The 13,938-nt window shown below is 61.2% G+C and carries 10 protein-coding genes; 9 read left to right on the top strand and 1 reads right to left on the bottom strand.

Annotated features, from left to right (window positions below; all coding sequences use genetic code 11):
- Positions 1-242: 242 nt before the first annotated feature.
- On the top strand, positions 243-1,016 hold the full coding sequence (locus SJI00_RS17465; protein ID WP_322462953.1) for a hypothetical protein: 774 nt from the start codon (positions 243-245) through the stop codon (positions 1,014-1,016).
- Between the two features lie 428 nt (positions 1,017-1,444).
- On the opposite strand, the gene SJI00_RS17460 is transcribed toward SJI00_RS17465, so the two are convergent.
- Positions 1,445-2,485: a tetratricopeptide repeat protein gene (locus SJI00_RS17460; RefSeq protein WP_322462952.1), complete on the bottom strand. Its 1,041-nt coding sequence runs from the start codon at positions 2,483-2,485 to the stop codon at positions 1,445-1,447.
- Positions 2,486-2,649: 164 nt separating this feature from the next.
- Between SJI00_RS17460 and SJI00_RS22665 the strand changes: the two genes are divergently transcribed.
- The 8 genes from SJI00_RS22665 to SJI00_RS17425 all read left to right on the top strand — a co-directional run bounded on the left by SJI00_RS22665 (position 2,650) and on the right by SJI00_RS17425 (position 13,906).
- Complete coding sequence (locus SJI00_RS22665; RefSeq protein WP_416221061.1) at positions 2,650-2,871, top strand: helix-turn-helix domain-containing protein; 222 nt, start codon at positions 2,650-2,652, stop codon at positions 2,869-2,871.
- Positions 2,872-3,830: 959 nt separating this feature from the next.
- Complete coding sequence (locus tag SJI00_RS17455; RefSeq protein ID WP_322462951.1) at positions 3,831-4,376, top strand: fimbrial protein; 546 nt, start codon at positions 3,831-3,833, stop codon at positions 4,374-4,376.
- A gap of 77 nt (positions 4,377-4,453) precedes the next feature.
- Positions 4,454-5,203 carry a fimbrial biogenesis chaperone gene (locus SJI00_RS17450; RefSeq protein ID WP_322462950.1) on the top strand — a complete coding sequence of 250 codons (750 nt, stop codon included), beginning with the start codon at positions 4,454-4,456 and terminating at the stop codon, positions 5,201-5,203.
- Positions 5,187-7,778: a fimbria/pilus outer membrane usher protein gene (locus tag SJI00_RS17445; RefSeq protein WP_322462949.1), complete on the top strand. Its 2,592-nt coding sequence runs from the start codon at positions 5,187-5,189 to the stop codon at positions 7,776-7,778. The genes SJI00_RS17450 and SJI00_RS17445 overlap by 17 nt, the downstream gene beginning before the upstream one ends.
- Positions 7,775-9,127 (top strand): fimbrial protein, encoded by a 1,353-nt coding sequence (locus SJI00_RS17440; RefSeq protein ID WP_322462948.1) that lies wholly within the window; start codon positions 7,775-7,777, stop codon positions 9,125-9,127. The genes SJI00_RS17445 and SJI00_RS17440 overlap by 4 nt, the downstream gene beginning before the upstream one ends.
- Before the next feature lie 22 nt (positions 9,128-9,149).
- Positions 9,150-9,830, top strand: a complete 681-nt coding sequence (locus SJI00_RS17435; protein ID WP_322462947.1) for a fimbrial biogenesis chaperone — start codon at positions 9,150-9,152, stop codon at positions 9,828-9,830.
- An 84-nt stretch (positions 9,831-9,914) separates the two neighbouring features.
- A complete protein-coding gene (locus tag SJI00_RS17430; RefSeq protein ID WP_322462946.1) occupies positions 9,915-12,713 on the top strand; it encodes a response regulator in 2,799 nt (932 codons plus the stop codon).
- The gene (locus SJI00_RS17425; RefSeq protein WP_322462945.1) at positions 12,710-13,906 is read left to right on the top strand and encodes an EAL domain-containing response regulator; all 1,197 of its coding nucleotides are present in this window, start codon (positions 12,710-12,712) and stop codon (positions 13,904-13,906) included. The genes SJI00_RS17430 and SJI00_RS17425 overlap by 4 nt, the downstream gene beginning before the upstream one ends.
- The last annotated feature ends 32 nt before the right edge of the window (positions 13,907-13,938 follow it).

The following is a 13,938-nucleotide window of genomic DNA, read 5'->3' as shown; positions in this document are numbered from 1 at the left end:
CGGGTGTTACCAGCGCACGGCTACGTCTTGACCGACAGGAGACGACCCATTGCTGAAATTTTCAATCCGAAAGCGAGCACATGAGTATAAACTGTCCAGGTGTCAGCTCATCCTGCTTGCGCTTGCGACTCGCACTGCTTCAGTGAGCTTACTTCACCGAACGGTTGGACAAGGCCGAAGGCAGGCACCAATTGGTGGTCCGTTCTTAATTAAAACTTGATGGCAGAGGAAGCTAAGCAGGTATGACCACGACGCCCGGCTTTTGGGATATTGGCCCTCACGATCCCATCGATGTCGAAGCAACTTGGCAAGGGTTTGTGCGGTCAGTTAGCGGCCAGGTTATCGAAGACCTCGTGCCTCACCCCAGAACCTTCGAGAATGCGGATTTTCTCTTTCCCTCTGTTCCGGCGGTGGCTGAGCTTAAGGAAATCAAGACAGAATTCGAGAAATCGGATGCCTTTGTGAAAGGATACTTGTCGCTAGTACAGCGACTAGTGGACGAGGATCCTGACTGGGGTCGGAGGATCTGGGCGGGGGAGGGAGACTACCCGAACTGGTTCTCAGGTGAGGTTATACGCCTCTTCCGTCCACCAATCTCGCGAGTCCTCAAGAAGGCCAACCGTCAGATCAAGGAAACGAAGGAATACTTCAATATCGTTGATTCAACGGGTGTGCTGATCTTTGTAAATGATGGGTTCACTGCCCTTGAGCCACATCTTGTTCGCGCTCTTGCATGTAGCCTTCTGGCTAACTCTTATTCTTCAATTGACTGCTTTCTTTACATCACGGTAAATCGATATGTTGAGGTGCATGGGGGTGATGTGCCAAAATTACTTTGGCTGCCTACTTTCAGCGACCGTGTTTCAGCTTCGATGTCAGAATTTATAAACGATTTAGGGCGCAGGTGGTATGAGTTTTTGGAAAAGAAAATAGGTCAGTTCACCGTGCCTACAGAAGAAATCAAAGCAGGGCCGGTATTGTCGCGAGCTATTGTCCTACCTGACGAGAAGAGATAAGCATCGCATTATGTTCAAGTAGTTCAACCTGGCAGTACAAAGATCGGGCTAAAGGCCACTCAGCTCCGAAATAATCTCAGCAAGGACTTGGCCGGCAGCTGCTTCTCGCAACCATTCACGCGGGCTGACTGTCAACTGCTACTGCTATGGGCGTCTGCCAGAGTCGTGCAAGGTGACCTCGGCGGACGTTTACTCAGAAAACGACGCGGTGAACTTCTTAGCATGGCGGCTCTGAGTTACCTGAACCGTGCAGGGCTCGTCGGCACGGCCATGCATGCCCACGGCGTCGAGCTGCTGACCGGACTGAGTACCGTCAATGTCACCCACTCGGCCAGCGAGCCGCCACAAGTGACGGCAGTACCGGCGCCTGCACTAGCTACGACACCAGCAGTGGAGAGCTGATCGGAAACTAACTACTGAGCATTCCATCACCGAGATGATGCCGGGGATGTGTCCAATCTAACCTCGCGAAGCTGTGCAACGGTCATGTGCTCTTCGAGAAGCTTTCTATAGTCTGCGGCCTCGGTGTTCCCCAGCTCCTCGGAGCGGGTGAGAAATCTATGGGCTTTGATGGGGTCTTTCTCTACGCCTTGGCCTAAAGCATAAAGGCTTCCCATGCCTAGATAGCCCATAGCATCATTGTTGCGGCAGGCGTTCATGTACCACTCTATGGCCTTGTCGAGATTTTTCGGCAGCCCGTCGCTTCCGGTGTAGTACATGGTTCCCAGCATGCTTTGAGCAATCCCTTCGCCTTGCTCGGCTGACTTTTGGATGCTGAGGACCATTAGCGTCCTGTCCTCGTATTGTGCCCCTACTTGGCCGGCGTATATATAAGCCAACTGGAATGAGGCTTCCGAAGAGCCTTGGTCTGATGCTCTGCTCAACCAAAATATGGCTTTCTCAATATTTTTTGGCGCATCCTCGCCCTGCAGATAGGCAGATCCTGCCCGCGCTTGCATTTTTGGATCGCCTGCCTGTGCCCTGGATAACACGATGTCGAAAAAATCCTCAGCTTGTGTTTTTTTCTTCGCTCGCTCAATGGATGCATGAGCTACAGCGTTCTTATCGGTGGTCCAGCCAAGCGAATACATACAGCCTTGTATAACCTGCTTTCGTTCTTGGCCTGCCCTGATAGAAGCTCCCATGTTCATGCCATTGGCCATGCCAGCCGTGAAGGCATCCCCTGCGTTTGGATAGGCCATCACGCTGCCGGTGTAATAAGTATTTGTGGAGTATCCATTCGATCCGTATGAGTGGGCGTTCCCTGTGACTTGGTAATTCTGTAATCCAGACTGGTAGTGGCGCACCTGAGGCATTGGCACCGATCCAGATGCCACCCGTGTGCAGTAACCTTCATCAATAATACGTTGGCGCTGAAGCGCCCCTGCGTCGGTTATGTGAGGGTTGTAGTAGGTCGTTGCGCAACCGGACCGCAGAAACGAGGCGATGACAGGAAATCGTCCTTTCATATTTTGGCTTCCTTCGGGGCTAGCGGTCCCGGCCAGGTGCTATTCCATACCGGGATATCTGCATGAGACTCAAAAGCAGTAGATTTTTGTGCTGTAGATGTTAAAGCGGTAGCAGGCGACGCTGTGCGGAGGAAGACCGACGCCATCATCCCAGTACTGCCCGCTTGCGCATTTCATACTACCTCAAGCGCTTGCGCCTAGATCAAAGCCTCAGTCAGGAGAAGGCCGCTGAGCTTGTTGACTTCCACCGAACATACGTCTCTCAACTTGAACGTTGTGTGACCAATATCAGCATTGATGGCTTGGAGCGCTTGGCTCATGCGTTAGGCGTGGATGTTGCAAAGCTGCTACGTCCAGTTGAGACAGCGCCGGATTACGCTGTGTAAGGGCCGCTTCTGAACGTAGCGTGTGAGCAGATTATTACCTCTTACTTACCCCTTACTGACTCCCGACTTACCCGTTAAGCGATGCTAGCGCCATTGTCAGGCGCTGAACGCTATCGGTATGTGTGGCCCATAGAGGCGCCGGAGGCTATTTCCCTAAGGTTGGTCGGGGCGTTCTCGTCCATCGATCGCATTTTTGCTCGGAAAACTCACTATCACTGACTGCCGCCTCAACTCGTTGGTGAACTGGTCGCAGAATGGCTAGAACACAAGTCGGCCGTACTTTAGGTGTGCGAGCGATGATGCATGGCTCGGCTTTTTTACGGGCATAGCAAACTGTTTTCGGCACATGCTTGCTGAGCTGTCGTTCAAGCTTACGGGAGCGCATCACGTACTAGCGAAGTGGGGCGACAGGTGGGGGGACAAAGTCGCGATCAGAGACAAAGGTCACGATTTGCGAGGATTTCAGGCATTAAAAAGCCGGCTTGTGGCCGGCTTTAGGAGGCGGTGTCGGCTTATTTTTGGTAAGCCGCAATCGCCTTAACAGGATGGCCACAGGGACCTGAAAGAAAAAGGCAGATGCCCGTGTAGGACAGTGCCAGTTGCCTGGAGCGATGCGGGACGCACCAGGCGAACGATGCTGGCTAGCATACGGAACCAATGCCGCGTTGCCCAGCGGCAATTGCTCTACAGCGCCACTAGCACGCGGTTGAAAGCTGAGAAATGACCATCCGATCACCCCGTTCGCGCCACCACGCGCCAATGCCTGCAGTCGAGCGAGGCTAACGCCTCACCGAGCACCGTCGTCGCGCTCTGGACGGGGCGAGCGGTGCTCATCCGTTTGCCCACGCCAAAACGATCCGCTCCCACCCTTTGAGATCTGTCTTAAATACCTTCGCTCGCCCAGCCTGCAAGCTTACGTCCAGCTACCACCCCCCAGAAAAACCAACAGGAGCTTGGACATGATTTCCCGTGCTACCCCCTTCGTGCTTGTCGCCTTGATTGCAGCCCCCGGCATCGCTAGCGCGTCGAACACCATCAACTTCAGTGGTGAAGTCACCGATCAGACCTGCTCGGCAGTCGTGGACGGTAAAACCGATCCGACCGTGATTCTGGACAGCGTACCGGTCAGCGCCTTGACCGGCACGGTTGGCAAGAGCACCGGCGAAACCAAGTTCACGTTGCGCCTGACGGGCTGCGCGGCACCCACTGGCACGGATGAGCAGTTTGCCGTCGAGTTTCAGGCTGCCAACTCGACCACCGCTGGCAACCTGACCAACACGGCTAGCAGTGGCGCCACCGGGGTTGCCCTGCAACTGTTGGACGGCGCAGGCGGATCGCCTGTGAATCTGGCCGGCGGCGCCGCTGTGCGAGCGGGCAACATCGTTCTCGGGGCTGGCCAGACCAGTGCCAGCTACGACTACGCCGTGCGCTATGTCGCCGAGGCCGAGACGGTCACCCCGGGTCCGGTACTGGGCTCGATCACTTATACCCTGCGTTACGAGTGATTCCCCGGCACCGCACGCGGTGCCTCCCTTTCTACCGGGTCGTTGAGCGCGGCCAGGTTCGCTGTGGATTGAAGGCTATGTTTCCAGTGCACTCGCTTTGCCGCGCGGCGGTCTTGATCGCCCTGTTGCCGGTGTTGTTCTGCCCGTTGCCGGCTCAGGCCAGCGTCGTGATAACCGGCACCCGGGTGATCTATCCGGGTGACGCCCAGGTGAAAACCCTGCAACTGACCAATGAGGACACGTTCCCCAACGTGGTGCAGGCCTGGGTCGATATCGATGATTCAGCGTCCACACCGGACACCGCGGACGCGCCGTTCATGGTCAACCCGCCGGTGTCGCGCATTGCCGCCGGCAGTGGCCAGAGCTTGCGGCTGGTCTACACCGGCAGCGGCCTGGCGCAGGACCGGGAATCACTGTTCCACCTCAACGTGCTGCAGATTCCGCCACGCAACACAGCCACGGTTGATAAAAACCAGATGCTGCTGATGTTGCGCAATCGCTTGAAGCTGCTCTACCGCCCGGCGGGCATTGCCGGCAGCGTCGACCGTCTGCCCGAGCAACTGCAGTTCCGCTGCGTGCAGAGCGCTGGACGCTGGCTCGTGCAGGTCACCAACCCAACCGGTTTCCATGCCTCCTTTGGCAATGCCTCGGTGAGCGTTGCCGGTCGTGAATGGCCGTTGTCGGCGCAGATGGTGCCGCCTTTCGCGACCGTGGAGTGGTTGCCCGTGCAGCCCCAGGCTCTGCCATCGGGCGCCCTGAAGCTACAGGCGCAGTTGATCAACGACTTCGGCGCTCGGCTCGATATCCGCCATGACCTTGCGCGCTGAACATCGCTGTGGCCGTGTGCGTGCGCTGCTGCTGGGCAGTGTGGTGTTGCTGCACCCAGCCCTGGGCCAGGCCGAGTCGGCCTACCAGTTTGACGACAGCCTGCTGATGGGCTCCCACCTGGCAGGCGGCAACGTGGCGCGTTTCAATCGCGCCGACCAGGTCGATCCTGGGCGCTACCATGTCGATGTGTACGTGAACGGTCAGTTCGTGCACCGCGGCGCGGTCGAGTTCCGCGCACAGGGTGAGCACGTGCGGCCGTGTTTGAGCGAGCGCTTCCTGAGCCAGCAATTGGGCGTGCGTGCCACGCCGGCCGCTGCAAAGGAGCACTGTGTGGACATGAGCCAGCGCTTGCCGGGCGCTGCCTACACTTTCGACAGCGCGCGTCTGCGCCTGGACCTGTCCATTCCTCAGGCCCTGCTGGAGCTGAGACCGCAAGGCTATGTGGATCCGCAGGAGTGGGATGCCGGTAGCAGCATGGGCTTCGTCAACTACGACGCCAACTTCTACCGCTCGCGCTATGAGGGTGCAGGCACTGGCCACTCCGACTACGGCTATCTGGGGCTGAACGGCGGCCTTAACCTGGGCCTGTGGCGCCTGCGGCACCAGTCCAACTTCACTTACTCAGACTACGGCGGTAAGGCTGCCAGCACCTGGAACAGCGTGCGCAGCTACGCTCAGCGCGCCGTGCCAAGCCTGCGCAGTGAGCTGACCGTGGGCGACAGTTTCACCGAAGGCAACCTGTTCGGCAGCACCGGGTATCGCGGTGTACGCCTGGCCTCGGACGACCGCATGCTGCCTGATTCACAACGCCAGTACGCCCCACAAGTGCGTGGTACGGCCAACGGCAACGCCCGTGTGGTGATCAGCCAGAACGGCCAGAAGATCCATGAAACCACGGTGGCACCGGGTCCCTTTCTGATCGATGACCTGTACGGCACCGCCTACAATGGCGACCTCGACGTGCGGGTGATCGAAGCCGACGGCAGCGAGTCGCGCTTTACGGTGCCCTTTGCGGCCGTGCCCGAGTCAATCCGCCCCGGGCTTTCGCGCTACGCCGCAACGGTGGGTCAGGTTCGTCAGGACAACCGCAACCAAGGCGCTTTTGCCGAAGTCACCTACCAGCATGGCCTGAGCAATGCGCTGTCCGCCAACCTGGGCAGCCGTCTTGCGCAGGACTACCTGGCCCTGCTGGGTGGGGGCGTGCTGGCGACCGGCTACGGCGCGTTCGGCTTGAATACGACCTTCTCCAGCGCCACGGTAGAGAACCAACAGCGCAAGCAGGGCTGGCGCGTGGGGCTCAACTACAGCCGCACCTTTCAGCTCACCGACACCACCCTGACCCTGGCCGGCTACCGTTATTCCACCGAGGGCTACCGCGACCTCGGCGACGCACTGGGTGCGCGGCGGGCGCAGGAGCAGGGGCAGCAGTGGGGCTCCAGCAGCTTCAAGCAGCGCAACCAGCTGACGCTGCTGGTGAACCAGAGCCTGGATGGCTACGGCAACCTGTACCTGTCCGGGTCCTCCAACGACTATTACGACGGCAGAAGCCGCGATACCCAGTTGCAGTTCGGTTACGCCAATACGTGGCGCCAGCTGAGCTACAGCCTGGCGTATTCACGCCAGCAAACCACCTGGTATCGCGACAGTGCTCGCCGTTTCGACCCGACGTTGCCGCCGGATGTCGCTGCGCAGCAAGGCGGTGCTCGCAATGACGCATTGACCCTGACCCTGTCCATGCCGCTGGGAAGCACCAGCCGGGCGCCGAACCTCACCAGCATGCTCGCGCGCCGTTCGGGCGACGGCCGTGGCAGCAGCTATCAGACCGGCCTGAGCGGCAACTTCGGCGAAGACCGGACCTCAAGCTATTCAGTGGCTGCCAGCCGTGACAGTGACACCCAAGGTACGGACTGGAATGCCAATGTGCAGCAGCAGACCGCGCTGGCAACGGTGAATGCCGGTTACTCGCAAAGCAGCAGCTACGACCAACTCAATGGCGGCGTGCGGGGTGCCGCAGTACTGCACGCCGGCGGACTGACCCTCGGGCCCTATGTGGGGGATACCTTCGCGCTGGTCGAAGCCAAGGGCGCTCGTGGCGCGAGCGTCCGTGGCGGTCAAGGTGCCGAGGTGGACCGGTTCGGCTATGCCTTGGTGCCGTCGCTGTCGCCCTACCGCTACAACCCCATCGGGCTCGACCCCAAGGGCATCGATGAAGGCGCCGAGCTGGTCGAGACCGAGCGCAGGGTAGCGCCGTACGCCGGTGCGGCCGTGCGCGTGCGTTTTCAGACCCTGAGCGGCCATCCGCTGCTGATCCACGCCCGCCTGCGCGATGGCGGCTCGCTACCGCTGGGGGCCGACGTGTTCGACAGTCACGGCGTGAACGTCGGCATGGTTGGCCAGGGCGGGCAAGTCTATGCCCGCGCCCAGAACGATCAAGGCCAACTGAGCGTACGTTGGGGCGAGCGCGACGAAGAGGGCTGTCGGCTGCCCTATGACATCACCACTCACGCCCCTGCCGCGAGCCCGGCGCTGCTGCACCTGCAGGGCACTTGTCTACCCAATGGAGAAGGGGCATGACTCATTTGCTGCGGCTGCTGCCGTTGGTCCTGCTGCTGGTCGGGCACAACGCCTGGGCCACCTGTTACCGCGTGACCTACGTCGGATCGGCAACGACGACCGCGAACGATGCCATCCGTCCCGGCGAGGGCACCGCGCGGGCGTGGGATGGCGCTTGCACCGGTGCGTGCAATGGTTCGCTGGGCCTGCCCAGTGTGATCAACGTCAGCGACCCGAGCTTTCAGCCTTATCCGACCCTGATCGCCAGCGCGGTGACGCCCTTCACCCAGTACGGCTCGGCGGCCGGCTACGACCCGGAGCAGGTGCTGTACCGCTGCGCCGCCGCAGATCCGGTTTACGAGATGTTCTCGCTCAACGGCGATGACCTGTACAGCGGCTGGTTTCAAGGTGGCGACAGCGTGGGCAAATCGATCGGTCTGCAGGCTGCCTATCGCACAGCCTGGCCCAATGTCCTGCTGCGCCTGACCCACATAGAGACCGGGCAGTACCTGACCGACGTGTGGCGCGAGCGCCTTCTCACGGGGCTGGACACCGATTCGCGCGGCTTCCGGCTGGTCAAGGCCAAGAACCTCAGTGCAGTGCGGGCCGAGCTGTTCAGTGCGCCGATCGACCCTACCTACAATTACTACAGTGCCAACACGCCGTCGCAGCTCTACAGCTACCCGGAGCCGGCCGGTTACATCGCCATCAAGGGGCCCGGCCTGAGCTACCCCAATGTCGGCCAGACCCACTATGGCAATTGGGCTGGCTGGTACGCGTCCTGGCCAGGCTCGATGGCGCTGTACAACAAAGTGACGCTCAAGCGTTACCCCACCTGCGCGGTCACTACCGTGACGCCACAGGTGGTGTTCGCGACCCTCTCCGTTAATCAGATCAATGCCGGCGATAGTGTCGAACTGCCGTTTCAGGTGGGGTTCAGGTGCCAGACCGGCGTGATCAACAGCACGGCAGCCAACGGCACTGCGCTGGGGATCAAGGTGTCGGCCGGCGCGCTGGCGGCTTCAGCTTCATTGGGGCTGGTGAACGCGCAGGGTGGTTTGTCGTACCTGCTGTCCGACCGCTACGGCCAGCCGGGTGTCGCGCAGGGCGTGGGCATTCGTCTGCTGCGTGACGGCAGCCCCATGACCTTGCTGGCCAATGAGGATTCGGCCAATGGCAGCAATGCTCCGCAGCGTGGCTGGTACCCGGCCATTGCCGGCAGCACCTTGTCGATCGGCAGTGCCGAGGGTGTCACTCACTACACTGAAACCTTCCGGGCGCGTCTGGAAAAACTCACCCTCGGCACACAGCCACGCGTCACGCCGGGCCGTATCGAGGCGACTGCCCAGGTGGTGATCCGTGTGCAATAGCGCCTGGCTTGGGCTGCTCGTGATGTGCTCGCTCGTAGCGCCAGCATGGGCCGGTGTCACGGCCGAGCGCACCCGGGTGATCTTCCATCAAGGCGAGCGCGAAGCGTCGCTTGCGCTGGTCAACCAGAACAGCTATCCGGTGATCGTGCAGACCTGGGTCGACGACGGTGCGCCGGACAGCACGCCCGATACCGCGCAGGCGCCATTGATGCCGCTGCCGCCGGTATTGCGCCTCAACGCAGGACAACAGCGCAGCCTGAGGCTGCTCTACACCGGGCAGACGCTGCCGACTGACCGAGAGTCGCTGTACTGGTTGAATATTTACGAAATTCCGCCACAGGCCGACACTGATCTGGCCGAGGATCAAGCAAGGCTGACCGTCACGCTGCGCACCCAGATGAAGGTCATCTATCGACCCGCATCGCTCAACAACGACGCAGAACAAGCGCCTCGTCGGTTGCGTTTTGCCCGCCAGACCGACGGTGTGCAGGTGGTCAATCCGACGCCCTATTTCATCACCCTGAGCGGTGCGCGCCTGCGTGATGGCAATGCCCTCAGCCCACTGCCCGGCGAGTTGTTACCGCCTTTCTCGACGCGATCATTGGCGCCACATCCTGCTCAGGTGCCGCGTGGCGCAGACGTTGAGTTTGAATGGATTGACGATGGCGGCAACCTGCAGACGGCGAGCGCACCGCTGAACTGATTCCCGACGGACCACACCCCCGATGGTGGCACTTTAAGATCTGTCTCATTCAGTGCGCAGGCGCCCGGCCCTAGGCTGGCGCCAATGAAATTTTCCCACTTGCTCCCTGCCGCCCATTCGAAGCTGTCCTCTCCGCTGACAGCAAGCGCGTTGCTGCGTCTGTTCGCCTTTACCTTGGTGGCCGGTGTGTGCATCGGTGCCTATAGCTACGTGCGTGTCAGCCTCGATCAGGAAATCAGCGCCCGCCGCAGTGCCATGAACGAAGCGGTGTTCGACGCTCAGGGCTTTTTCATCAGCCGGCAGACGCTACTCAAGAGCTTGGGCCTGTCGACCGTACGGCATCCCATCGCGGCCCAGGCTTACGCCAACAGCGTGCCGGAGGAGGAGGTGCACATCATCCTCAGTGACGCCGAAGATACCTGGAGCCTGTGGCTCACCCGACGTCTGCTCGATTACGTGCGCGCCAATCAGGTCAACCTGGTGTACATACCCCACAACCCGCTTGGCCAGGTCCAGCGCTTGTTCACCTCGGCGCACGCCCCGGCCTCCATCCCGGCGGGGGTGTTGCAGCGGGTTCGCGAGACCGATGCCCAGCGCGACGAGCTCTGGCTCACAGCACCGGGGCGCCTGGATTCGCCGCTTTACCTGTTCACCCGCCTGGATGAGCGCGACGTGTCTTCCGGCTGGCTGGGCCTTGAGGTAGACGGCCCGGACCTGATCAAGGCCCTGCAGCACGAACAGGCGGGTGACTTCACGCTGCTCGATGGAAGTGGCCAACCCATTGTCAGCAACACTGCGCAGTTCATGGAAACCTCCGGTCCACTGGCTGGCGTGTCGGCTACGCCAAGCTTCGGCTGGGAAGGCGGTCACTGGCTGCCAGAGCGCCTGACCATCCGCAAGCATCTGGATTACGCCGACTGGCAGATTGTCTACAGCCTGCAGATGACCGCTCTGCTGCCAGTGCTGGCAGTGCCGATGGGGTTGGCGCTGCTGGCGTGCCTGTTGGCCACGCTGCTGACCTGCTGGCTGGTGTGCCGGATCGAACAACGGCTGATCGCACCCGCCGCTGCGCGTATCGAGGCGCTGGTGGAAAGTGAGGCGTTCTGCAGTGCGGTGATCCGTATCGCGCCGGTTGCGCTGTGCGTGCTGCGGCGCAACGACGGGATGGTGGTGCTTGAAAATCCTTTGTGCTCGCAGTGGTTGGGCCAAGACGGGGCGCGCACCCACCTGGGCCCCGGCTGGGTCGAACGCGGCGTTGACCGGGGCTGCGGCAAGAGCGGCACCGAAGAGCTGCAGACAGTGGATGGCCGCCATCTTCACCTCAGCTATGCGGCCACCCGCTACCAGGGGGAGGAGGTGCTGATCTGCGCGTTCAACGACATCACCGAGCGCAAGTCCAGCGAGTTGGCGCTGCAGCAGGCGCGCACGTTGGCCGACGCTGCCAACGAGGCCAAGACGCTGTTCCTGGCAACCATGAGCCACGAGATCCGCACACCGTTATACGGAATCTTGGCAACCTTGGAGCTGCTCGCGCGCACCCAGCTCGATGGCCAGCAGCAGGGGTATCTGAGTGCCATCGAAGGTTCGTCTTCGACCTTGTTGCAGTTGATCTGCGATGTGCTCGATGTCGCCAAGATCGAAGCTGGGCAATTGGCGCTGGAGCTGAGCGCGTTCTCGCCGCTGGCAATGACCGAGGAGGTGATCCAGGGCTACACCGGCGCTGCGCACAACAAGGGCCTGCAGCTGTATGCCTGCATCGACCCACAGTTGCCAGAGCAGGTCGTGGGCGATGCCATCCGTACGCGGCAGATCCTGGCCAACCTGCTGAGCAACGCGGTCAAGTTCACCGACAGCGGGCGCATTGTGGTGCGTGTGCAGTGGATCGAGCAGGAAGGCGCCTGCGCAATGCTGCGCTGGCAGGTGGTGGACACAGGCAAGGGCATTGCGTTGGAGGATCAACGCTACGTGTTTGAACCGTTCTTCCAAAGTAGCCCGAACGCCAATGTCGTCGCCGGCACCGGCTTGGGCTTGTCGATCTGCCGACGCCTTGTGGACGTGATGGAAGGTACGTTGCGGGTGTTCAGCGAGCCTGGACTGGGCAGCAGCTTCGCTTTCTCTCTGCCATTGGAGCCCATTGTGGCCCCGGAACGCTCGCGCTCGGAGCGGTGTCTGTCGGGCGAATGGGTGTATGTGCACGGGGCGATCCATGAACTGGCCGAGTGTGCCGTGGGCTGGCTGCGGCGGTGGGGCGCCCGCGCGCAACTGGGTGTGCCCGATCCTGCACAGGTGCCTGGCGATGCGGTGCTGGTCGAGGTCTGTCCAGGCCGGGCAAGTACTGCACTGTGGCCGGACTGGCCAGGCAAGCGCGTGCTGGTGTGCGCCGATGCGCATGGCGTGGTCAGGGTTGGCGAGGGCTGCTGGCATGTGGGTCTCAATGACCTGCGCAGCCTTAATCTTGCGGTCAGCCGGGCACCGCTGATCACCCGCTCGGTACAACCGCGCGAGAAGATTGAGCTGCGTTTGCACATCCTGGTGGCCGAGGACAGCGTGATCAACCAGTTGATCCTGCGTGACCAATTGGAGGAGCTGGGCTGCAGCACGGTGTTGGTCCGTGACGGGATCGAAGCCCTGGCACGCTGGCAGGAACAGCCCTTCGACGTGGTGATCACCGACGTCAACATGCCGCGCATGAATGGCTACGAGCTCACCGAGCGGCTGCGTCGGCTGGAGTGTCGGATACCTATCGTGGGTGCGACGGCCAACGCCATGCTCAACGAGGCCGAGCGCTGCCTGAGCGTGGGGATGGACCAGTTCCTGGTCAAACCTTTTACCCTGCAAGCACTGCACCAGTGCCTGCTGCCTTACCAGCGGAGCGAACCGTGACTGTCTATCGCGTCCTCATCGTCGAGGACCACCCTTTACAGCATTATCATCTGGCCGCTCTTTTTGACGGTGTTGGCGGCTTTGAGGTCGACCTCGCCTGGGACGGTGCGGGGGCAATGCAGCGGCTGGCCGGGCAGGCCTACGACCTGTTGTTGACCGACCTGATCATGCCGAACATGGACGGCGTACAGCTGGTTCAGCGCTTGGCGCAGTTGCCGTGCCCGCCGGCGCTTGCACTGATGACGGCGGCCTCGCCGCGAATGCTCGCGGGCGCTGGGCAAGTGGCCGAACACTTGGGCCTGACCGTGGCCGGGCTACTGGGCAAGCCTATCGGCCCGCGCGAAATCCTTGAGCTGCACAACCGCCTGGATGCGATCGCTGCCAAGGCGCACCTCGACAGCCAGCGCCGCAGGGGCTGCCGCTCGGCCGCCACCTTGGCGGCGGCGATCGGCAGTGGCGAAATCCAGGCGTGGTTTCAGCCCAAGAAGTCACTGCGCGACGGCCGCATTGTCGGTGCCGAAACGTTGGCGCGCTGGCTGCATCCGGAAGAAGGCCTGCTTCTGCCAGGTGCGTTCCTTGAGGACCTTGAGCGTGCCCACCTTGAGGTCGAGCTGCTCACCAGCATGCTTGAGCAGACCCTGGCGGCACAGGCGTTGTGGGCCAAGCTCGGCTATACCTTGCCTGTGTCGATCAACCTGCCCACTCACCTGCTGGACCGTACGGGGTTGATCGAGCGGCTTCTGGAGCAAGTACGGGCGAGCAATGGAGAGCCGAAGCTGATCACCTTCGAGTTGACCGAGAGCTCTGTGACCGAGTTTTCCAGCAACTACTACGCCGGTGCCTGCCGCTTGCGCATGATGGGCTTCGGCCTGGCCCAGGACGACTTCGGCCGCGGCTACAGCTCGTACTTCAAACTGGTCTCGACACCGTTTACCGAGCTGAAGATCGATCGCTCGCTGGTGCTTGGCTGCGCCGAAGACGACGTGTTGGCGTCGGTGGTACTGAGCATCCTGGAGCTGGGACGCGACCTCGACCTGGTGACCGTTGCAGAGGGCGTGGAAACCAGCGCCCAAGTCGACGTGCTACGGCGTATGCAGTGCGACCAGGTACAGGGCTTCATCGTGTCTCCAGCAGTGCCTTGGGAGACGATGCTGGCGCTGATCAGCCTTGAGCAGCCTGTGCCGATCGTATGATAGATTGCCATGGTTAAACGTTTCAGCGAGCG

The sequence above is a fragment of the Pseudomonas gebzensis genome, from assembly GCF_034427815.1.
Classification (GTDB): Bacteria; Pseudomonadota; Gammaproteobacteria; order Pseudomonadales; family Pseudomonadaceae; genus Aquipseudomonas.
This window is presented reverse-complemented; position numbering and strand designations above follow the sequence as displayed.